18 protein-coding genes are annotated in these 20,479 nt (G+C 69.4%); 6 read left to right on the forward strand and 12 right to left on the reverse strand.

Annotated elements, in window-relative coordinates; translation table 11 throughout:
• Nucleotides 1–91: 91 nt before the first annotated feature.
• Entirely contained in the window at nt 92–1,327 is a 1,236-nt protein-coding gene (locus ACFV6E_RS38835) for a hypothetical protein (protein ID WP_385468249.1), read from the reverse strand.
• A gap of 391 nt (nt 1,328–1,718) precedes the next feature.
• Here ACFV6E_RS38835 and ACFV6E_RS38840 point away from each other — a divergent pair, with 391 nt between their 5' ends.
• Nucleotides 1,719–2,579, forward strand: coding sequence for an abortive infection family protein (locus tag ACFV6E_RS38840; RefSeq protein ID WP_369211607.1), 861 nt, complete (start codon nt 1,719–1,721; stop codon nt 2,577–2,579).
• 386 nt (nt 2,580–2,965) lie between these two features.
• Here ACFV6E_RS38840 and ACFV6E_RS38845 read toward each other — a convergent pair whose 3' ends face one another.
• Nucleotides 2,966–4,129, reverse strand: coding sequence for a hypothetical protein (locus tag ACFV6E_RS38845; protein WP_385468252.1), 1,164 nt, complete (start codon nt 4,127–4,129; stop codon nt 2,966–2,968).
• A gap of 24 nt (nt 4,130–4,153) precedes the next feature.
• Nucleotides 4,154–4,834: a hypothetical protein gene (locus ACFV6E_RS38850; protein ID WP_385173128.1), complete on the reverse strand. Its 681-nt coding sequence runs from the start codon at nt 4,832–4,834 to the stop codon at nt 4,154–4,156.
• A 124-nt stretch (nt 4,835–4,958) separates the two neighbouring features.
• On the opposite strand from ACFV6E_RS38850, the gene ACFV6E_RS38855 reads away from it, so the two are divergent.
• Nucleotides 4,959–6,146, forward strand: a complete 1,188-nt coding sequence (locus ACFV6E_RS38855) for a C40 family peptidase (RefSeq protein ID WP_385468255.1) — start codon at nt 4,959–4,961, stop codon at nt 6,144–6,146.
• Nucleotides 6,147–6,212: 66 nt separating this feature from the next.
• Complete coding sequence (locus ACFV6E_RS38860) at nt 6,213–6,824, forward strand: hypothetical protein (protein ID WP_385468259.1); 612 nt, start codon at nt 6,213–6,215, stop codon at nt 6,822–6,824.
• A 48-nt stretch (nt 6,825–6,872) separates the two neighbouring features.
• On the opposite strand, the gene ACFV6E_RS38865 is transcribed toward ACFV6E_RS38860, so the two are convergent.
• The 4 genes from ACFV6E_RS38865 to ACFV6E_RS38880 form a co-directional block, all read right to left on the reverse strand.
• Complete coding sequence (locus tag ACFV6E_RS38865; protein ID WP_385173135.1) at nt 6,873–7,859, reverse strand: AAA family ATPase; 987 nt, start codon at nt 7,857–7,859, stop codon at nt 6,873–6,875.
• A gap of 442 nt (nt 7,860–8,301) precedes the next feature.
• A complete protein-coding gene (locus ACFV6E_RS38870; protein WP_385173138.1) occupies nt 8,302–8,721 on the reverse strand; it encodes a hypothetical protein in 420 nt (139 codons plus the stop codon).
• 149 nt (nt 8,722–8,870) lie between these two features.
• A complete protein-coding gene (locus ACFV6E_RS38875) occupies nt 8,871–9,395 on the reverse strand; it encodes a hypothetical protein (protein WP_385173141.1) in 525 nt (174 codons plus the stop codon).
• A 230-nt stretch (nt 9,396–9,625) separates the two neighbouring features.
• Nucleotides 9,626–10,459, reverse strand: coding sequence for a hypothetical protein (locus ACFV6E_RS38880; protein WP_385173144.1), 834 nt, complete (start codon nt 10,457–10,459; stop codon nt 9,626–9,628).
• A gap of 143 nt (nt 10,460–10,602) precedes the next feature.
• On the opposite strand from ACFV6E_RS38880, the gene ACFV6E_RS38885 reads away from it, so the two are divergent.
• Nucleotides 10,603–11,475 carry a hypothetical protein gene (locus tag ACFV6E_RS38885; protein ID WP_385173146.1) on the forward strand — a complete coding sequence of 291 codons (873 nt, stop codon included), beginning with the start codon at nt 10,603–10,605 and terminating at the stop codon, nt 11,473–11,475.
• Nucleotides 11,476–11,567: 92 nt separating this feature from the next.
• On the opposite strand, the gene ACFV6E_RS38890 is transcribed toward ACFV6E_RS38885, so the two are convergent.
• From ACFV6E_RS38890 to ACFV6E_RS38900, 3 genes are read right to left on the reverse strand one after another with little or no spacing between them, the layout of a single operon-like run.
• Nucleotides 11,568–12,230 carry a hypothetical protein gene (locus tag ACFV6E_RS38890; protein ID WP_385173149.1) on the reverse strand — a complete coding sequence of 221 codons (663 nt, stop codon included), beginning with the start codon at nt 12,228–12,230 and terminating at the stop codon, nt 11,568–11,570.
• Between the two features lie 5 nt (nt 12,231–12,235).
• Entirely contained in the window at nt 12,236–12,805 is a 570-nt protein-coding gene (locus tag ACFV6E_RS38895; protein WP_385468262.1) for a hypothetical protein, read from the reverse strand.
• Nucleotides 12,802–15,669: a hypothetical protein gene (locus ACFV6E_RS38900; protein WP_385468264.1), complete on the reverse strand. Its 2,868-nt coding sequence runs from the start codon at nt 15,667–15,669 to the stop codon at nt 12,802–12,804. Before ACFV6E_RS38900 ends, ACFV6E_RS38895 begins: the two co-directional genes overlap by 4 nt.
• Before the next feature lie 130 nt (nt 15,670–15,799).
• Between ACFV6E_RS38900 and ACFV6E_RS38905 the strand changes: the two genes are divergently transcribed.
• Nucleotides 15,800–16,462: a hypothetical protein gene (locus ACFV6E_RS38905; protein WP_385468266.1), complete on the forward strand. Its 663-nt coding sequence runs from the start codon at nt 15,800–15,802 to the stop codon at nt 16,460–16,462.
• A gap of 45 nt (nt 16,463–16,507) precedes the next feature.
• Nucleotides 16,508–17,080: a hypothetical protein gene (locus tag ACFV6E_RS38910; RefSeq protein ID WP_385468269.1), complete on the forward strand. Its 573-nt coding sequence runs from the start codon at nt 16,508–16,510 to the stop codon at nt 17,078–17,080.
• 39 nt (nt 17,081–17,119) lie between these two features.
• On the opposite strand, the gene ACFV6E_RS38915 is transcribed toward ACFV6E_RS38910, so the two are convergent.
• Together ACFV6E_RS38915 and ACFV6E_RS38920 are read right to left on the reverse strand one after the other, a co-directional pair.
• Nucleotides 17,120–19,789: an ATP-binding protein gene (locus ACFV6E_RS38915; protein ID WP_385173163.1), complete on the reverse strand. Its 2,670-nt coding sequence runs from the start codon at nt 19,787–19,789 to the stop codon at nt 17,120–17,122.
• A gap of 3 nt (nt 19,790–19,792) precedes the next feature.
• Nucleotides 19,793–20,341: a hypothetical protein gene (locus tag ACFV6E_RS38920; RefSeq protein WP_385173166.1), complete on the reverse strand. Its 549-nt coding sequence runs from the start codon at nt 20,339–20,341 to the stop codon at nt 19,793–19,795.
• Nucleotides 20,342–20,479: the final 138 nt, after the last annotated feature.

The raw sequence follows: 20,479 nt of genomic DNA on the forward strand, positions 1-20,479 counted from the left end.
CACAACGACGTGGGCTTTATACCAGGTCAGCAGAGGCGGAACGTGCGAACCGTAGCGCCAAGTGAACGCCGGGGCAAAGGAGCATCCAGCCCTATTCCGTGGGGTTGGCACGGCCGGATCTTGCTTCCAGAGCCTTTTCGATGGCCGCTACGGCATCAGCAAGCCGGCGGTAGACGGGCGTCGAACGTCCCATGCGCTTGAGGCCGTGCTGCAACGGATCGCGCATGTGCTTCTCACAGACGACGAAGTCCGCGTATCCGGCCGCGCAGGACAGGTAAATCATGTCTGTCAGGTCATTAGAGCGCCACCTCGTGCCCTTGTTGAGGTGCCGACTCTGAAGCATCTCCCGGAAGAGGCCGACGGCCGGAGACTCACCAATGGCCCGCACCCAGCCCTTGAAACCCCAGTGCCGGAACAGTTCCTTCGAGACATCGGCCGCAGCTGCCTCCTCGGCCAGTTCCCGCTGCAGATCTGTCACGAGATGGATGTCAATTGCCCTGCGCTTCTGTTGTGAGTCCTGATCAAGCTCATCCAGCCAGTCACTGAACCGCTGGCTTACCGCGGTCCACCCGGTGTCCGGCCCCTCCCCGACCCTCTGGGTGTCGAGCATGACATCGATGGAGCTAGAGGCAGCGACTAGCGCATCGGGCTGGAACACAAAGAGGTTCTGGAACATAGACGACATCTCAGCACCAGCGCCAGCACTGCGGGTAGGGGCATGAAGAGCATCCGAGTCGAGAGTGAAGACCGGGGAATTACGCCTGTTGTCGGGCCGATCAAGTCGGTGGCAAAAGGCATCGTGAATCTCGTTTCGCCGGACCTGTAGCGGATCACGCATCTGCCAGCCCCGGCTGTACTGCAGGATCGTCAACCCGAGGTCGTAGCGCTTATCGGTGCTGAACCGTTTGCCGGTCTCGTAGTAATGACCGGCAGAAGCAGGCAAGACGATCCGGCGCTGGTCCACCCACTCCCTGAGTCTCAGCGCAGCGGCTCGATCCGCCTCGCTGCTCGTCGGCGCACCGTGGGAAGCGTTGCTCAGCAAGCTCCACTGGTTCTGGTCAAGGTAGACGACGACCCGTCCCGCCAACTGATCAGCAGCCCCCGCAAGTGGCAGTTCGAAAAGAACCTGATCGCCGCTCAGGGTGGTAGCGAGGAGGGCTGCCAAGGCTGGACTGAAGTCCAGTCTGGCTATCACACTCGTGTCCTCGAACGGGGAGGGGTCCAAGGGGAACCGGGCCTCCTTCCCATCCGAGCGGGTGAAGATGGTGCACGATGCCGCGCGGTCCATCGTGACAAGCTTGATGGAGGGGGTACTTTCGTCTTCCACGGCACCTATCTTGCGGTGCTTCTCCCCAGAACGTGAACGAGTTTGAGTCCGCAGACGTCTCCCTCAGCGTGATCCGGATTCCGCCAGGGCACACATCGCTGCTCGGCGTTGGAGCACCCTCCTTGCAACGCGGCCCCGAGCGTGCGGTCGTTCGTACTGAACAGCACTCGCAGATCCCGACTTGCCACACCAGCCCCCACCGAAGGTCACCGACTGCCAACTTATGCCTGCCCCTGTCCTGTTGGGGAAGGATCCCCGAGGACGGCCGTGCCCGCACCAGGGCGCACTGCCACCGCATGACGGCTGACTGGGGTGACCATCGCGTCTGGACCAGATGTCGCGCTGTGAAAAGACCGTGACGGCCGTCGACATCTGCTCCTATCGTCAGACCATGACCGTCACCGCAAGGCGGGAGCTGGTGAGCCCCGCGACCCGCAACGCCTTCCGCTCTCTGGCCACGGACCTGACCATTCGGATCGTGGCCTCCTTGTGGGAGGACCACGGGTTCGCGCCCATTCCTCCGGATGAGCTGAAGTACCAGGACTCGGGCCAGCGACGGACCGAGTTCATGCTCTATGCGGAGGGTGTGGACTGGTCTGATCCGAACCAGGTGCGGCGCGTGCTCCTGGTCTTCGAGGACTTCATCCGCGCCTACCGGAACCCGGACGATCAAGGGACGCCGAAGTGGTTGGCCGACATAAGGGTGCGCCTGGAGCGGGACGGCTTCGCGCTCGACAAGGAGGGAAGGATCTCCTGGTCCAACCCGCCGGTGCTCGTCCGTGATCTGAGCACTCTGAGCGACGCCTCGGGCATCACGATCGAGCTAGAGCGCATTCGGAGGGACCTGACCACGGATCCTCACGGGGCCATCGGCGCGGCAAAGCAGCTCATTGAGGCGACCGCGAAGACCGCCCTTGGCGAGCTGAACATCGAGGTCGACAAGAACGCAGCGCTCCCCGCGCTCATCAGCACGGTCCAGAAGGCGCTGAAGCTCGACGCCGGCTCGGCACCCGACGGACCTGATGGCAGCAAAGCCGTGAAAAAGATCCTTTCGGGGTCGGTGAACATCGCGGTCGGAGTCGCCGAGCTACGCAACCAGGGTTTCGGCAGCGGTCATGGTCAGGCAAGCGCGCCGTCGGGCCTTGGAGTGCGACATGCCCGCCTGACAGTCAACGCTGCCGTCACCTGGTGCGAGTTGATTCTCGACACTCTGGCGGACCCCACCGCACCGTGGCGCAAGACCCAGGTCTAATCGCTCCGACCAACGCACACAGGACCCTGCAGCGGATCGCGCGAACTTGCTTCCGCAATGCGCCTTGCAGTTGCGGCTCGGATGCGACGCCCCAGGCGTACGTCCGGCGCTGGGAGAATTCTGGGAGATGATCTTCCCCCCGGAGACCAACCGCGACCTCGCCGCACCATCTCAGAACAATCCCCTGACCTGCTCGTTTACAAGATCCGCAGGTATGGATCATGACCGACCCTCATTCGGGACGAAGAGGTCGTGGGTTCAAATCCCGCCACCCCGACAGAGAAGTACCAGGTCAGGCCTGATGCTGAGAGATCAGCATCAGGCCTGATGTGCGTTGGGGCCCTGGTGCGCGCGGCCATACCTCGGGAGGCATGGCCGCGCGGGTTTCAGCGGGAGAACCGGCCGAGCGAGCGGCGCTGCGTGCTCATCCCCCGCAGCAGCGGCTTTCCCGGATCGTGGGGGCGCCTTCGGCCAGGCGCGGTGTCCGGAGCGTCGGTCTTCGTCTTGGCGGCGGACGTGGCGACAGGGCTCGGAGCGGCGTCCGTCCGGCGGCTGCCGACGAAGACCGTGGCCGGGTGGCCGTTCACGAGGACGTCGTGCGTCGCGTCGAGAGCGAAGCCAGCGGTCTCCAGGCTGCGGCGGTAGTCGTCCGCGCCACGGCGTGCGCAGAGCAGCACGAGACGGCCGGTCACCGGATCGAGGACCCGGGCCAGCGAGTCCGCGACCGCTCGTGCGAACGCCGGATACGGGATCGGCAGTTCTTCGTGCTCGCCCCAGGGCGGGTCCGTCACGACCGTGTCCACGGACCCGTCCGAAATCGAGGGGAGTTCCAGAGCGTCCTCGGACAGCAACCGCACTCGCTCGTGCCGGGTCAGTTCTTCCGGCAATTCTTTCCGGTGGATTGCGAGATCCAGGTCCGAATAGACGATCTGCCGGGCCGGCAGTTCCGCTCGGGCGAGCGCGAATGAACCACTTCCGCCGAAAGGATCGAGAAATACGTCATCGCCCTCGGGTCGGGCGGCCAATACAAGCATCGACGACAATTCATGGGAGACGGCGCCTCGCGCCTTCTTCGCGCGCTTCTGCTTGGGCAGCCGCGCACAGAACATCAGGTCGCGCAGGTCGAGCCGGCCGATGAGCCAGAACTCCTGGCACGAGCCGCGGGCCTCCACCCGGCCGCCCGTCGCGGCGGACACGGCCCGCTCCAGCCCGCTGCGGACGCCCGGCGCCACGGAGGCGAGTTCACCGTCGACATGGACCATGACGCGGAATCCGGAGGTGCGCACCGGAAACGCAGAGAAATCCGTCCTGCCCAGCCGGTCGACCAGCCGGAGTGCGCTCTGGTCGACATCCTTGCGCGGGGTGTCCGCCAGAACGACGAAGGCGTTTTTCGCGAAGGGGAGCTGGGCGACCCGCTGTGTGCTCGATGCCGAGTCGAACAGCATGGCGCTGTCGTCCTGATAGCGCACGCTGAAATCTTCGACAAAGTTCGAGACGGCGTCGGCGACGAGTTTCCCGGTGCCGGCGGGGTACTGAATGAAATAGCGCACCCGGTCAGAGTACTCCGGGACGCGTCAGCGGCGTTCTTCCTCCGGCTTCGGTTCCTTCGGGAGGAAGGCGTCCGGGTTCACGTAGCGGACTCGGCGGAGCCACAGGGCGCCGCCGCCGATGCTGGCGGCCACGAAGCCGGCCAGGGTGAGCAGGAGCAGGAGGCTGCGCAGGAAGGTCGCGTCGACGTGCTGGTACGCCTGCCAGCCGACGGTGCAGACGACGACGCCGGCCAGGAACAGGGCCAGTGAGCGCCAGGACATCCAGGTGCGCAGGGCCTGGACGGGGTCGCCGTCGACCCAGAGGAGCTGTGAACGGCGGCTGGTCACCGCGGACTTCGCGGCCGTCACCGCGCCCTCCGGCTCGCCCTCCGGCGTCAGGTCCAGGTACTCCCAGAGGTCGGCGAGCGCCTCGTACGCCTGCTGGTCGTCGTAGCGCGTCGGCTCGGCCAGGGTGCCGTCGCCGTCGGCCGTCTCCTCGTCGGCGCGGCGCTGGAACTCCTTGTTGATGACCTCGGTCGGCACCGGGGCCTCACCGGCCAGGATCTGCCGCAGATGGCGGCAGAAGGCATTGATGACCGGCTTGCGGCGGACCGCGTGCACCGCCTCCTTGAGGTCGGCCATGCCGCTCTCGCCGTAGGAGAGGTAGTCGCGCATGACGACCGCGAGGGCGTGAGCGGAAGGCGTGGGAGGCGGCTGTTCGGTCACGGGGTTTTCCCTTCCCAGTCAATGCCGTCAGTACCCAAGGTGATTGGCAGTATAGACACTTGGCCCTAGGGTATATACACACGAGCATCCTGCCGGGTGCGGTCGACGGGGGGCACACCGACCAGTGGACAAGAAGGTTCTCATAGCGATCCTGGCCGGTTGTTCGTTCCTGTTCAGCGGCTGTGGCGTGATGTTCATGACCGGTGCCGCGGTCATCGGCGGCACCAGCATCGGCAACTCCGCGCTCGGCGCCGACGGCGGCGACGGAGACGGCGGCGTACCCGGCGGGACGGTCTGCGACCCCGGCGGCGAGAAGCTCCAGACCAGCGTGCCCGGTGTCGGCCAGTACACCGTGACCGAGGAGCAGATGGGCAACGCGGCGATCATCGTGCACGTCGGCGAGAAGACCAAGGTGCCCGACGACGGCCTGGTCATCGCCATCATGACGGCCCTCCAGGAGAGCCAGCTCCGCAACATCGACTACGGCGACCGGGACAGCGTCGGCCTGTTCCAGCAGCGCCCCTCGGCCGGCTGGGGCTCCGTCGAAGAGATCATGGACCCCAATTACTCGGCCATGGCCTTCTACGGCGGTCCCAACCATCCCAGCCCGCCCAACCCCCGCGGACTGCTCGGCGTGCCCAACTGGCAGCAGATGGACAAGGGTTCCGCCGCCCAGGCCGTCCAGGTCTCCGCCTTCCCCGACGCCTACGCCAAGTGGGAGGGGGTCGCGGGCCAGATCGTCGGCCGCGCCAAGAACATCAAGTGCACGGACGTCGGCCTCAGCGGCGACGTCGGCAAGGTCATCCAGGCGGCCAAGTCGCAGCTCGGCGTGGACTACTGCTGGGCCGGCGGCAACGCCCAGGGACCGACCTACACCTCCGACTGCCCCTCCGGCGTCTCCAAGGGCTTCGACTGCTCGGGGCTCACGCTCTACGCGTACGCCCAGGTCGGCATCACCCTCGGCCACTACACCGGCGACCAGTGGAACGCAGGGAGCCGCGTGGGGACGTACAGCGCCCTCAAACCGGGGGACCTGATGTTCTGGTCGACCGACGGCTCCGTGGGCGGCATCCACCATGTGAGCATGTACCTGGGCAACGATCAGATGATCCACGCGCCGCGCACCGGCAAGACCGTCGAGATCGTCGACCACGTCAGCGCCAACAGCTACTGGATGGACCAGTGGATCGGCGGCACCCGCCTGCTGAAGGACTCGGGCAGCTCCGACTCGGGCAGCTCCGGCTCCGGCTCCGGCTCCGGCTCCGACTCCGACTCCGACTCCGACAAGCAGACCGACGACGGAACCGACTAGGCCATGCCCTGCCGCCGACGGAACCGATCAGGCCGTGCCCGGCCGACGCCCCGCCTGGAGGACCCTGTGAAGACCGTCCCGCGCCGTACGACGGCCCTGTGCCTGTCGGCCGCCCTGGCCGTCGCCGTGCTCAGCGGCTGCACGAAGGACGAGGAGCCGGAGGCCGCGCCGTCGTCCTCCGCCCCCTCGATGAGCGCGGCCCCCGGCACCGGGGAGCACTCCGCCTCCCCCGGGGGCACGACGGCGAGCCCCAGCGCCTCGCCGAGCCCGGAACCCACCTCGGTGGACAGCGGCGACCCCGAGATGGTGGCGGCCGCGTTCGTCCACGCCTACGTCGCGCAGGACTGGAAGGCCGACGGCCCCCGCGCCTACCTGGACCGCATCGAGCCGTACGCGACGAAGGCGTACGTGAAGAAGCTGCGCGACAGCAGCAGCGATCGCTGCGACGTCACCTGCGAGGCCGCCAAGAAGGGCGGACTCGCGGTCAGCGCCGACGACATCGCCACGGTCGTCCCGCCGGAGGCCCCGCACACGTCCACCGCGGTGTGGGTGCAGGTCACCTACGTGGAACGCAGCAGCTGGGGCAGCGGGGGCGACTCCGAGGACACCGGCATGAACCTCAAGCTGGTGAAGTCCGGCGGCGAGTGGCTGGTGGACGCGCGCACCGGCAGTGAGTGAAAGCAGAGGGGGCCGGGGGTGTGGTGACGGGCGGTGGTCCGTCGCGGGTCAGTACACCGGCGGCGCGGTGGCGAAGCCGTCCGCCAGCAGTGCCGCGAGATCCATGTACGCGCCGCGGGTGGCCGGGGACACCTGGTCGTAGCGGATCGTGCCGCCGACGTAGAGCTGCTGGTCGTACGGGATGCAGATGACGTGGGCGCAGAGCTGGCGGAAGTAGTCCAGCAGCGTGTTCATGTTGATGCCGACGGCCTTGGGCGAGTCCATCGTGATCACCACGACGGCGTCCCGTACGAGGTGCGGGTACCCCTGCGCGTACACCTCGTCCAGCGTTTTCGCGGCCCGGCGCGCGGCGTCGTAGCGCGGCGCGGCGACCACCACGAGCCGGTCGGTGAGGGCCAGCGTGCCCTTCATCGCCGAGTGCTTCATGCCCGTACCGCTGTCGGTGATGATGATCTCGAAAGCCCGGTTGAGGATGTCCTGGACCGCGCGGTACTGCTGCTCGTCGAACATCTCGCTGATGTCCGGGTTCTGTTCGCTGGCCGCCACCATCAGCCGGTCCGCCTGACCCAGGTACTGGTGGATCTGCGCCGGGTCCGTCAGGCCGTGGCCGCCTGCCTCGCGGCGCCTGCGGTCGGCCGTGACCAGGTCGCGGACCGTCGGCATGATGCGCTCGCCGAGCAGCCGGTCCGCGAGCGTGCCCGCGTGCGGGTTGGCGTCGATCACGACCGTGCGGTCGGCCCGGTAGCGGGCGAGCGTCAGGCCCAGCATGGCCGAGGTCGTCGTCTTGCCGACGCCGCCCTTGATGCTGGTGACACTGATCCGGTACGGCCGGGTGACCGGCGTTTGCAGCCGGGCGAGCCGCTGCTGCTCGGGACCGGAGACCTGCCCGCCCTTGCGGCGCAGCAGCCCGCGCCGGCCGTTCACGCCCTGCTGCTCCGGCATGTGCGGCCCCGCGTACGGGCCTGCCGCCGTGTACGGGTTCGGTGACCCGAGCGCCGGACCGCCGGACGCGGAGGCGAACGCCGCGTCGGGCATGGGGGCGGGAGCGGGAGGCTGCTGGGCAGGAGCGGGAGGCTGCTGGGTGGCAGCGGGCGGGGCAGATGCCGGCGAGGCGCCCGCCGTCCCGTACGGATCGGGTTGAGCGGTCGCCGTTACGTAGGGATCGGCCGCTGTCCCGTACGGGTCGGCCGCCGTCCCGTACGGCTGGTAGGCCTGTACGTGGCTCTGTGTGGGCGGCTCGGCGTACGACGACACGGGTGCCGGTGAGGCAGGTGCTGGTGATACGGGTGCCGGTGAGGCAGGTGCCGCTGATGCGGGTGCCGGGAGCACGCGGGCGTGGCTCGGAGGCAGCTCGTCGTCTTCGTCGTCCTGGCCGGCGACCGGTGAAGAACCGAAGGCGTTCTTCTCGGACACGCTGTTTCTCCCCCGTTCTGCGTCCGCCCGGCCCGCCCCCGAACCGCCTGCCGACCTACCCGGGCTAGTCCTTCGGAGTGTACAAGGACAGCAGTCGGCGGCTGACGGTCTGTGGCCGGGTGGGCTTACCCGTTGCGTACTTGACCAGCATTTCTTCGAGAATCGCGGTGAGGTTGGTGCCCTCGACCTCGGCTCGCGCGTGGGCCATCGCCAGGTAGCGCGCCGGGAAACGGTTGACGACGGGAACCTTGCGGGCGGTCTCCGGCGGCAGTTCCGTAGGCACCTCGGGCCGTTTGGTGCCCTGCCTCTTGGGAGCCTGGCTCAGTTCGTTGCGCCGGCGCCTGCGCAGCACACCGAGCGCTTCCTCCTCGGTGACCGGGCCGCGGTTGGGCGACCACTCGAGGGGCTCGAGCTCACCCGGCAGCGCCACGTCCTCGTCGACCCCCTCGGGGCGCCGGGTGAGCGCGGCCTTCGGCGTGACCATCCGCCGACGATGGGACCGGGGCTTCTCCGAAGTGCTCATCGCCTCTCCCGCGAATGATCGACGACTGGGACGGACGTTCACCATCGAAGTCCATACGACGTGTACAGACACTACCCCACGCAATTGGGTCCATCCACGCCGTCGAATCCTCAGAGGCCGGGACCGACTTTGACTTGCCCCAAAACCGCCTTCCCCTCTGCCAGATCCGACCAGAAGTAATCATCCGCGTCGGACATACCCAGGTCGGTGTCGAAGCAGATGCCCAGCAGGCACGATCCGCCTCCGGGCACCGTCCATTGCGCGGGCACGGTCCAGGACCCGCCGCCGAGCAGCCACGGATAGCCGGACAGGTGCACCGAGAAGGCCTGTTCGTCGACACGGACGCTGACGAGCGGGACCTCGGCGATCTCGGCGAGTTCGTCCCCGCGCAGGCGGGTGAAGCCCCAGACGCCCGTCAGGTAGTCCAAGTCGGTGGGTATCGCGTCCCCGTTCCAGGCGCCCACTCGGCGCATCTCGCCGTCGTGCGCCACGAACAGCCCCCGGGGCAGCGAGAGCAGAAGAGCGGCCCCGGCCGGATCGATCGCCTCGGTTATCCGCGCGGACCATTCGCGCCGCTGGATATCGAGTGCGAGAGAACCTCGCGACTTTCTGCGGACAGCATGGTCTCGCTTCATGGCCTGTTCCCCCGAACAACGCTTGATGGGCCAGTAGTTACTGCTGAAACATTCGCCTCTCGGACATCATGCCAGCAGAAGCGGACTCACCGAGTCACCATTCGGATACAGGCCGGTCATGGCTGAGCTGCATTGATCAAAGGATTGCAAACAGCGGGTGGTTGCGAGGAAAACGCCAACCGACGCGGGCTGAGGCGGCGTCAGAGTGCGTCGGCACAACGCCGCATGACTTACGCGGTGCGGCGCGTGACCGTGTCCAGTCGATGGCGTGCGGCGGCCAGTTCGCGCTGGGCTCCGGGCACCTTCCGCCACATACGTACCACCGCTTCCCCGATCCGGGCCGCCTCCGCCGGGTCCGTGACCCGGCACCAGCAGGAGTGGGCGTTGCCCGCGCTCAGCCGGACCTGGATGCTGCGCTCGCCGGCCACGTCGAGCCAGGCCCCGGCGACGTCCAGGTACAGGCCGGCGGCGCGCGGCCAGTCGTGTGCGAGGGTCCCGACGTGCGCGCGCACCGCCCGGGCGTTGAGGGTGTTCGGGTGCGAAGGGCCGTGATCGCGGACGATTTCGTGCTCGAGGTCCGTGGCCAGGGCCATCGCGGCCTCGACACGGCCGGCCTCCCCGGCCCGGGCGATCTCCGCCAGCCGGCCGCAGAAGCGCTCGGGTGCCGGCGGCAGCTCCACCACGTCCGACCAGCTCGGGTTGAGCACCAGCGTCTCGGTACGCGGCCCGCGCCGCACGACGGCCGCCATGAGCTGAAGCGTCGCGCTCCCGGGCGCCGGTGCGCCGCCCTGCTCCAGGTCCTCCTCGACCACGCCGTCGGGATGGATGACCAGCGGCCAGGACAGGCCGTCCGGTTCGAACGCGACGGCCCTGAGCGGTGCCTGCCGCTGCGCCGCCATGGCGACGGCCGTCCGCAGTACGGCGTCCCGCACCGCGGTCAGGTCGCTGCCGTTCGGGACGGCCACGGGGATCCCGCCGACGCTCGCCCGGCCGTCCGCGTACAGCACGATCGAGAGTTGTTCCCGGGGGGCCGCGGCGCCGGGACCCGCGGGGATGTCGCTCATCGGAGGCCCCTCCCGCTTCTCGTCGCGCTGCGGTGGACGTACGGACACCGGTGGCTGCCCGGGGCGTTGGCGCACGGTCCGGGCCATGGCAGAGCGTCCACTCGCGACAGTACACTGTGTATTGACATTAGCGAGGGGGACCGATGAGCAACTCAAGCATCATGGGCATGACTCCCTGGGTCGACCTGGCGGTGCAGGCCGTCGGCCCCAAGGGTGATCGTGCGCACGACGTCTGGCTCGCCGAGGTCGAGCGGACCGCCGTCGACCTGTGGCTGATGTCGGCGCCGGGCGGTTCGACCGCGCTCCAGGCGGAAGCCCTCTCGTCCTGCGTACCCGTGTCCGGGATGCTCACGCAGGCACATGTCGACGGCGGTCAGCGGCGCGCCCGGCTCGTGCTGCACCTACCGGTGGAAGGCGGCGGCGCGCCCGCCGAACACGTCTTCCACACCGAGGAGTTCCGTCACCGGCGCGCCCGTCAGGTGCTCGAACGGGCCCAGTCGCTGATCGGCTGCGGCGTACGGCTGCTGCTCTCGCCCGGCAGCGGCGGAGGTGACCAACGCGTCCTGCACATCAGCGACTCCGGCGAGCGCGCCCCGGAGGCCGCGCCGCACGGCGAGCAGGGGCAGCGGGCGGACCGGCGCGCCGCGGCCGAGCGGCCCGCCGCACCGGAGTCCCCGGGGCCGGAGCCCGTCGCGCCGCAGCCCGTCGCTCCGCTGCCCGTCGCCGAGCCGGCCGCTACCGCCGCGGCGCCCGCGCCGAGCGCGCCCGCACCGGCCCCCGAGCAGCCCGCCGGCGGGCTCACCTGGGAACAGGGTTCGGTGTCGGTGTGGCGGAACATCGACCGGAGCTGGCCCAAGGGCTACCGCACCTCGTGCCTGCTGTCGCTGCGCGAGCGGGTACGGGTGGACGACGCGGGCCTGGTGCAGAACCTGGACCAGCTCATCGAGCTGGCGCACCAGTTGCCGGACCCGGACACCCCGCGGGGGAAGGACATCGCGGCGCGTTTCCCGGCGTGACCGCTCACCGGCCCACCGGGGCGGCCCACCGGGGCGGCCCACCGGGGCGGCCCACCGGGGCGGCCCACCGGGGCGGCCTACCGGGGGCGTCCTCAGGTCCGGCGCGCCTGCCGCATACGGCGGAAGGCACGCCGGCCGCGTTCCGCGCCCCGCGCCCACAGCACCAGCGCCCCGCCGGCCAGCGCGCCCAGCAGACCGGCCCGGCCGCCCAGGGCCGCGTAGAGCAGGGCACCGGTGAGCGAGGAGAACAGGAAGGCCCAGGCGACGGTGCGCCAGCGGGCGGTGCGCGGCGGATACATGTACACGACCATCACGCTGCCGACGGCGAGCGCCGCGGTGGCCACGAGCGCCTGGGCGTAGTAGAGCTGCCAGTTCACGATCAGCGCGGACTGCTGGCGGATCAGCGTCACCCAGACCAGGAACGCGAAGAGCACCTTGACGTGCTCCAGGAAGCGCAGCGAACCGCGCGACGGTATCAGCCGGCTCCAGCGGGGTGCGGGGGCTGCCCCTGCCTTGGCGCCTGCTTTTTCCTTGGCGCCGGGTTTGCCGCCGGGCTTGCCGCCGGGCTTCTTCGAGGGGCCTGAGCCGGATGTGCCCGGGGCCTTCTTCGAGGGACTCGGGCCGGACCTGCCCGCGCCCTTTCCGGAGGAATCCGAACCCGGGCTGGACTTCCCCCGTCCCGCGCCCTTGCCCGTACTCCCGCCCCTGCCGCTCTTCCCCGTGCCCCCCGCCGCCTTCCGCTTCACCGTCGTCATCCCTCTCACACCCCGTCCAGGTCCACCGACGTGACGAACCAGCCCGCGTCGCTCTCCTCCAGCGTCAGGGCGATCCGCAGCGCCTCGGAGTCGTCCCCGGTGTTCATGACGACGGAGACCTCGGCCGTGCCGTTCTCCTCGTCGGCCGGGTCGGGATCGCTGACGGACGTCACCGTGGGGGAGTCGTCGGCCTCCTCCAGGTACTTGTCGTAGTCGTCGGGCAGCTGCCCGCTCACCTTCGACGTGGCGTCGGAGGCCAGCCGCGGCAGCCCGGAGACGAAGTCCTCCGGCGTGGTGTCGTCGGGGTCGTACTGGACGTACGCCCCCGCGAACGCCTGCGCCACGTCCTGCGGCGACGAGTCGACGGTCAGCAGCCCCCCGTACCCGCCCGAGATGAGCGAGGCGGGACGGGGGACGTACAGCGGGGACAGCGGGCGGGGCGCCGGGGTGCTCTCGTCCTGCGCGGCGGACGTCTCCTGGCCGGTGCGCATCCGGGCGCTGATGTTGTTCAGGACCAGGCCGAGGACGACCAGCGTGATGAAGAGGGCGGCGAGCTTGCGGCCACGGTTGGTCACGGGTTACCGCCTCCTCCGCCGCCGGCCGGCACCTGCCCTGCCGCCTGCTGCACGTTGTTCAGCGCCTGCTGGATCTGCTGGGTCTTCGGAGCGCTCTCGCCCAGCGTGTGCCGCAGGTCGTTGAGCGCCGTGCTCAGCGCGGTGGCCACCGGGATCTCAGCGGCCAGCGCGTCGACCTTCTGGAGCAGTTGCATGCGGCCGTCCGCGGTGCCCGCCTGGCTCAGCACCTGTGCCGTGGGCAGTTGGTGCGCCACCTGGACGAACTGACTCATGTTGACCTGGACGTTCGCGGGCTGGCCCACGGCGTCGATCCGGTCCGGCAGCCCGTGCGCGGTGATCGCCTGCGCGGCCTGCTGCCGCTCCGCGTCGGTGAACAGGTTGCCCGAGTTGACCTGCCCGGACAGCCGCCACAGGGCCTCACCGGCGGCATGCGAACGGTCGATGTTCGCCGGGTTGTTGCCGTACATCGCCAGCACCCGGTCGAGGTTGCCCGCCGCCTGCTGCTGGCTCATCTCGTTCCTGGACAGCAGGTCCTCGCCGCGGTCGGACGGCCGGACCCGGCGTGCCGCGTCGATGCCGCCGGTCGCGCTGCGCCGCAGGTTGCTCGGGTGCAGCGGGTCGTCCACGTGGCGTGCGCCGTTCGGCTGGCGGATCGAGTCGAAGTACTCGCGCTCCATGGAGTCCGCGCGAGCCGTGTTGCCCAGCCGGCGCTCTTCCTTGATCGCGGCCATCGCGGCCGTATGGACCGGCTTGGCGGCTTCCTGCGCCCGCTTCATCCGCATGCCCTGGCGTGCCGCCTCGCTCTCCCGGAGCACCCGGCCCTGGGCTCTCGTGTCCAGCCGCTCCTCGCGGTTCTCGAACCCTTCCTTGCCCGCGCCCTTGGCGTCGCGCATCCTGCCCGCCGCGGCGCGCGTGCGCCGCCCGAGGCCGGGCGAGTTCTTGAGCAGGCCCTGGCCCGCTCCCCGCATCCGGGTGCCGATCGTCGCCGACTTGCCGGCCGCGGAGGCGGCTGCGGAGGCGCCCGCGGCACCGGCGGCCATGCTGGCGCCTCCGGTGGCGACGGCGATACCGGCCTGCCCGGCGAGCTGCATCGTCTGCTTGGCGAGGTTGGAGCCGACGCCGACGATGGCGTCACCGGCGTTCTTGTCGCCCATCGCCATGCCGGACAGGGCCCGCATGGCGGGCTTGGCGTAGACGCCGAGCAGGACGGTCATCAGGGCGCAGGTGAGGATCTTGAGCAGCCAGCCCTGTCCGCCGCCCGGGGCGAGGATGAGGGTGTCCATGTAGGTCACGATCACCAGGCCGAGCCCCCAGCCGCACTGGCGGAACAGGTTGGCGAGGAACAGCTCGCCGAGCTTGATCGCCGCGACCCGTGAGGGGCCCGGGAAGATGCCCAGGAGCAGATAGAACGGCGCGAAGATCATCAGCGTGAAGACACCGAGCTTCGCGGCCAGGAGCATCGCGCAGATGAAGTAGATGGACGAGTTGATGATGATGCCGCCCATCACGCTCATCATGGCGGCGGACAGCCGGGCGAGGAAGTCGTTGCCGCCGGCGATGGCGATGGTGTTCACGTCATCGGCGTCGGCCTGCCGGGTGTCGTTGTCCCAGGGCCAGTTGCCGCTGTCCTCACCGCCCCAGCAGAGGCGGAAGTTCTCGTCGCCGTCCTCCTTGCAGAGGTCGTTGCCCCACAGCTTGAGGTACGGCACCTTGCTGACGTAGTCGTCGTCCCAGGCCTTGCTGCCGGACTTGGACGAGCCGCCGACCTCGTCGCTGTTGCCGTTCCACGCGACGATGGAGTTGAGGACGTTCTTGCCGTCCTCGTCGAGCTTGCCCTCGGCGGTGAGCCCCACGAACTGGGCGTTGAGCATCGCCGGGCCCCATTTGTCGGCGGCCTCGGCGTCGTTGCCCACCTGCCCGTACAGCCAGGGCTCGTACACCAGGGGCACCCACAGCGCGTCCTGGATGCAGGAGGAGGCGGCGGCCTCGGACTTCTCGTTGCACAGGGAGGTGTTGTCGGCGCCTCCGGTGGAGGGCAGCTCGGCCAGGGACTGGTATCCGGTGGCCGTCACATCGCCCACGACGCTGTTGATCTTCGAGCCGGCCAGGGTCGGATTGGCCTGGAACCAGAAGAACAGGCCGGCTATCAGGAGCATCCAGCCGAAGCCCTTGAGCACGGCGGTGAGTCTGCCGTTGGGCCCGAGGTTCTTCATGCCGAGGTAGATGCCGCCCAGGGCACCGACCAGTCCGAGGAACGGGGCGGCCACGTCGGACATCGCACCGGCTACGTTCGCGATGGGGGTCTGGAGGAAGCTGAACGGGTCGTCGCCGAAGGACCAGGCGACCAGCGCCATGGTGAACAGGGCGAAGACCTTGGAGGTGTTGAAGATCGCGTTCGGCAGGAAGCCGGCCAGCCGGTTCATGGAGAAGCAGCCGGGTTCCCAGCCGAAGGCCTCCCAGGTCAGTCCCGCCATGCCGTAGCGGTGGAAGGACGGCTTGGGTCCTTTGTACGGCCATTCGTCGGACTTCGGGACGTAGGTGGCCAGCTCCGACGCCTTGACGCTGCGGTCCACCTGGTCGGTGCCGAGAAACGCCTCCAGGCCGCCGCCGCGGACCTGGGGCATCGGCACGTCGAGGGGGCCGCACATGGCGGCGATGTCGTCCGCGATCGCGTACGAGGGCGTGGCCATCGTGAACCACAGGGTGAAGGCCGACAGCAGCGCCAGGAGTATGCCTGCGACGCGCCGTCGGACGGCCCGTATACGCGCGCGTCGCGCGCTGCCGGGCCGGGGACGCTTCGAGGCGGGAACGTCGCGGAAGGACGTCAACCGGGTACGGGCCTCAGCGGTCGAGGCGATGGCCATGCGGATCCCCCGTGGTTCCGTGAACTTCTACCCGATGTGTATATACGCTTGAGACGTTAGCACGCGGGTCGGACACAACCGGCCCGGTTTCAGGCCCGGAAGACGCCGGTGCGGTGGCAGGGAGCGGAGCATGGAGAACGGCCCCCGTGGACGTGGTGGCACGCCGTCCATCCATCAGGCCGCGCTCGACAATCTGCGGCGCGGTTCCAAGCCCGTCCTGATCTTTCTGGGCGCGGTGATCGGCCTGATGGCGCTCTTCGTCGGCGGCGGCATGCTGTTCACCTGGCGGAGCATGCCGACCGTGCCCACCAGTACGAGCACCGGCACCGGCGAGCACGCCGATGCGAGCGCCTCCCCCACCGCCGCACCGGCGTCCGACGCCCGGCGCAAGGCGCTCGTCGCCTTCCTGACCGACGCGGTGGACAAGGACGCCACCCGCTGGTTCCCGGGAACCACCGCGGAGACGGACAGTCTCACCTACACTCCGCTGACCGCGGAGGACCCCGGCGGCGGCCGGGCCGACGGCCTGGCGCGCGTGCCGTACCACGACCTCCCGGACCGGGACGCGCGTACGGTCCTCACCGCGGTCTCCCGCGCGGGGAAGATCGTCCCCGACAGCCTCGGCGTCTCCGCGGCCGGCGGCACGGACGACAAGTGGGAGCTGACCTTCGAGATCGAGGTACGCGGCACCGGACGGCCGCTGACGGGCGAGGCGGAGGGTTATTCGGCGCCGTCCGGCACGGTGATCACCCGCCTCGTCTATACGGAGACCGGCGGGACGGCCGGGAACTGACCCCATGACCGGACACACACAAGCGGAACGCGGAACGGAGACGGTGTGCTGAGGACCAGGCGAACCAAGATCGCGGTGATCGCCGTCGTGGCAGCCCTGGCGCTGGCCGGCTGCGGCAGTGATGACGAGCCTGAAGGGAAGGACTCCGCCTCGCCGACCGCGCCGGCGGACCCGTACCGGGAGGCGCCCTGGCGCATGCAGGTCGTCAACCTGCTGACCGCGCTGCGCACCCCCGACGACGGCAAGTACCGCTCCTGGATGACGGACGAGGGGCAGCAGTCGACCGCGACGTTCATCTACACGCCGCGCACCGCGGACGACCCCGGCTGGAGCACGCGCACCTCCGACGGGCTGTCCTCCGTCTACCCGGGCGAAATGGACGAAGCCGAGAAGAAGAGGTTCTTCGCCGGGATCACCCGCGACAACACGGTGGTCCCCAGCACGCTGACGGTCGTCGACGCGGGGGACGAGACCGTGGCGGGTGACAACCATTACAAGTTCACCTTCAAGGTCAGGACCGAGAAAGGACAGTGGCTGACGGGCATGGCCATCGGCAGCCCGGGCACGGAGGCGGACAGCGGGCACATCTCCCGCCTCACGTACGACCTGAACCAGTAGCGCTCACGGCCGCCCCAGCCTTCGCGGGGGCGGCCCCCCTCACACCCCCAGCAACGCCTCCGGCGGCACCGGATCGTCGTCCTCGCTCGCACCCTGCGCCGTCTTCTTCGCCTCGATCTCGCGGCGCGCGCCCGCCGCCTCCTCGCCGAAGATCTCCGCGATGATGCGGGCCATTTTGTCGGGGTCCTTCTCCGGGTTGGTGTCGAAGATGTCGAGGACGAAGCTGTGGAGGAACTCCACCTTCACCCGGGCGAGCTTCCCCGCCCGGTCCTTGAAGACGCAGACGCCCTTGCCGGACCCGCTCAGCGACAGCACCGTCCCGACGTTCGCCTCGTTGGCCTCCACGCCGAGGAACTCGCAGGTCTTGGCCGCCTCGTCCTTCGACGCCGTACCGAAGGCCCACACGCCCGTGACGAAGCTGGAGTCGAAGTCCCCGGCCGACTGCGAGATGAGACGCAGGAAGGTGTTGCGGGAGCGGCCGAGGCGCTTGATGCGGTCCACCAGCGTCCTGGCGCGCGGGTTGTCCTTGCTGGTGTGCCACTCGTCCCAGGTGATGGCCTTGGGGATGGCCGGGTCGAGGGTCGCCATGATGTTCCACGTGTTGTCGGCCATCAGACCGGAGATCACGTCGGAGAGCAGCTCGCGCTCCGACATCAGCTCCGGCGGCTTGCCCGGGTCCGGCATCTGGAGCCCCAGCGTGCAGAAGATGACCGTGTAGCCCACCGGGATACGGAACGGGCGCGGCGCCCGGCCGAAGACGAGCTGGCCGAGCTTGGTGCCGGCGACCTCGCGGTAGCGCCGGGCGGGCGGTCCGGAGAACTGGCGGCAGCGCTCCTGGTTGATGTCGGTCGGGGAGGGCGGCAGCTTCTCCCACGCCTCCAGGATCTCCACGACCCGCATCAGGTACGTGCTGCCGTGGCCCTCGGCCATCGCGGCGCCGACCGCCTGCCGGATCACGTCGCCGAAGTCGCTGCCGTGCTGGCCGGCCAGCAGGTCGGGGACGAGCCGGATCAGCGTCTCGCGCATGAGCTGCGCGGCCTCTTCCGGGGTCTCCGCCTGGGCGGCCGGGTCCAGCGTGCCGGGCTCCGCGTCGTACACGTTGACGCAGATCAGTTTGTCCGGGTTGAGCCCCAGGTCGGCGGCGTACTTCTTCAGGACCAGGTAGTCGCCCTTGGGGTCCCAGACCACCTGGGTGATCCCGCGCAGGGCGTCCTCCCAGACCGGCTTGAGGCCGCGGCTGACGGTCTTGCCGCCGCCGGGGTCGCCGGGCACGCCCTCGGTGGGCGCGACCTGGGACTGGGTGGCGTACAGCATGTGGTCGACGAAGACCGGTTCGGCGGGCTGGCCGCCGGCTCCGATGGTGTAGCCCTGGTACAGGCCCTCGCCGTCGCCGACGGTCGGCGAGATGTGCGGCATGCCCGAGGCCAGGTAGTCCAGCGGCACCCGGCGGATGTAGTCGCTGTCCATCGGGCGGCCGCCAGGCAGCGACTCGTAGAAGAAGAACTTCTGGTGCGTGGGCGGCCCGTCCACCGTGTACCCGGCCTCGCGCATCGAGCGCACGAAATCACGGGCGTTCTCCCGCAGTTGGTCCTTGTCGGTGTGCGAGACGCCGAACAGCGCGCGCATCCGCACGAAGGGCGTGCGGTGGTGGTCCACCAGGTACTTCATCTGCGTGACCAGCTCGCGCTTCTGGTGGTACGTCAGATCGGTGGAGACACCGGCTTCCTTGTCGTTGAAGAACTGCTCCTCGACGTTGCGCAGCGCCTTGTCGGCGTCCTTGCGGGTGTCGCTCAGCTCCTGGATCTCGAAGCCGATGGACTGCACGACCGGGAACGGCAGCCCGTCCGTGCGGTGCAGCCAGAGCGTGCCCGGGAAGTTGATCTCCTCGGGCCCGAGCGAGAAGGCGAACCAGATCTGGTACGAGGTGCCGGTCACCGTCTCGTGCCGCAGACACTTGTACTCGTACTTGCCGATCCGCCCGAGCGGCTCCCGGGTCAGCTCGCCGCCGCACAGCGCCTGGAGCTCACCGGGCCCGTAGCGCTGCGGGGCCACGGCGGACGGGTCGGGGGCGGGCAGGCCGGGATGCGTGAGCTGGAGCAGCAGCATCTCCGCCTCCTGCCGGCCGACCGGCTTGCAGCGCAGCGGGGAACCGGCGAGCGTGTTGCGGACGTCGCCGGCCTGGTCGTGCCACACCTCGATCTCGTCGAGCGGCGGCATCTCGTCGTCGAGGTCGAGCGGCCGGCGCAGCTTCTCCCACTGGCGCTGGACACGGCCCCAGGCGCCGTTGTAGTTGGCCCGGTCGCCGAGCCGGACGACCAGGTACACCCGCTTGAGCGGCCAGTTGGAGTCGTTGATGTGGTCCCGGGTGTCGGCGAGCAGCCCCTCCCAGCCGGGGGCCGGGATGCCGTGGCGCTGCGCCCGCTCGTCGAGGCGCTGCGCCCACAGGTCGGCGTTGAAGGGGAACTCGGTGGTGATCAGCCGGGTCTGGTGGGCGATGCCGCGGGGCAGTCCCGACAGGCCCGCGTACACCTGGGCCAGGCCGGCCCGCTTGTCCAGCGGGCTCATCAGCTCCCAGCTCCGGGTGGGCACGCTGACCAGCGTGTACGCGCCGTCGGCGTCCAGCAGGATCGAATCGTCCAGGTAGCGGTAGCCGAGCCGGGACGGCGCCTGGTAGCCGTCCGGGAGGAGGCGGGAGACGACGTTCTTCACCTGTCAGACCTTTTCCGTTTCGGTCGGCTGCCGCTGTTCCTGGATCCGGCGGTTCGGGGGCACGGACCGCCAGCCGTTGGGCAGCGGTATCCGGGGGGCGAGTCCGGGCAGCAGGTCGGGGCGGGCGCGCCACAGCACGACGCGGTACGACGCCGCGCCGTGCTCCTTGCGCACCGGCACGCCCTTGCGGTGCACGGGGTCGTCCATCCAGTCCCGTATCGCCGCCCGCGTCAGGCCGAAGAAGCCGAGGTTGTGGCGGACCGGGCGGCGGGAGGCCGCCACCGCGAAGACCGGCGGGACGAGCAGGATGAAGAGGTACGGGATGCCCTTGGGGGCCGTCGAGCCGAACATGTGGGCCACCAGCTTGACGGGCGGCACGAGGACCATGTTGTAGAGCATGATCCACGAGATGAGGCTGGCGGCGAAGATCTTGATGTCGTCGACGAACAGCCCTTCCTTCAGCGGGATGTTCGCCTTGCCGACCTTGCGCAGCGCTTTCTTGACCTTGAACGCCTCGGTGTAGTCCCGCAAGGTCACGGACTCTTCGCTCATCGCACCTCACCCCTCCTGCCGGTACGGCGGACCGGCTGTTGCGGGGGGGGGGGGGGGCCGGCCGGGCCCGCCCGGTCAGGAACCCCTTTTCGGGGGGCCGACCGGGGTGTTGTTGAATTGTAGCCCATAGGTAAGCAC

Origin of the sequence: Streptomyces sp. NPDC059785 (genome assembly GCF_042732375.1) — a bacterium.
In the GTDB taxonomy this organism is placed as follows: Bacteria; Actinomycetota; Actinomycetes; order Streptomycetales; family Streptomycetaceae; genus Streptomyces.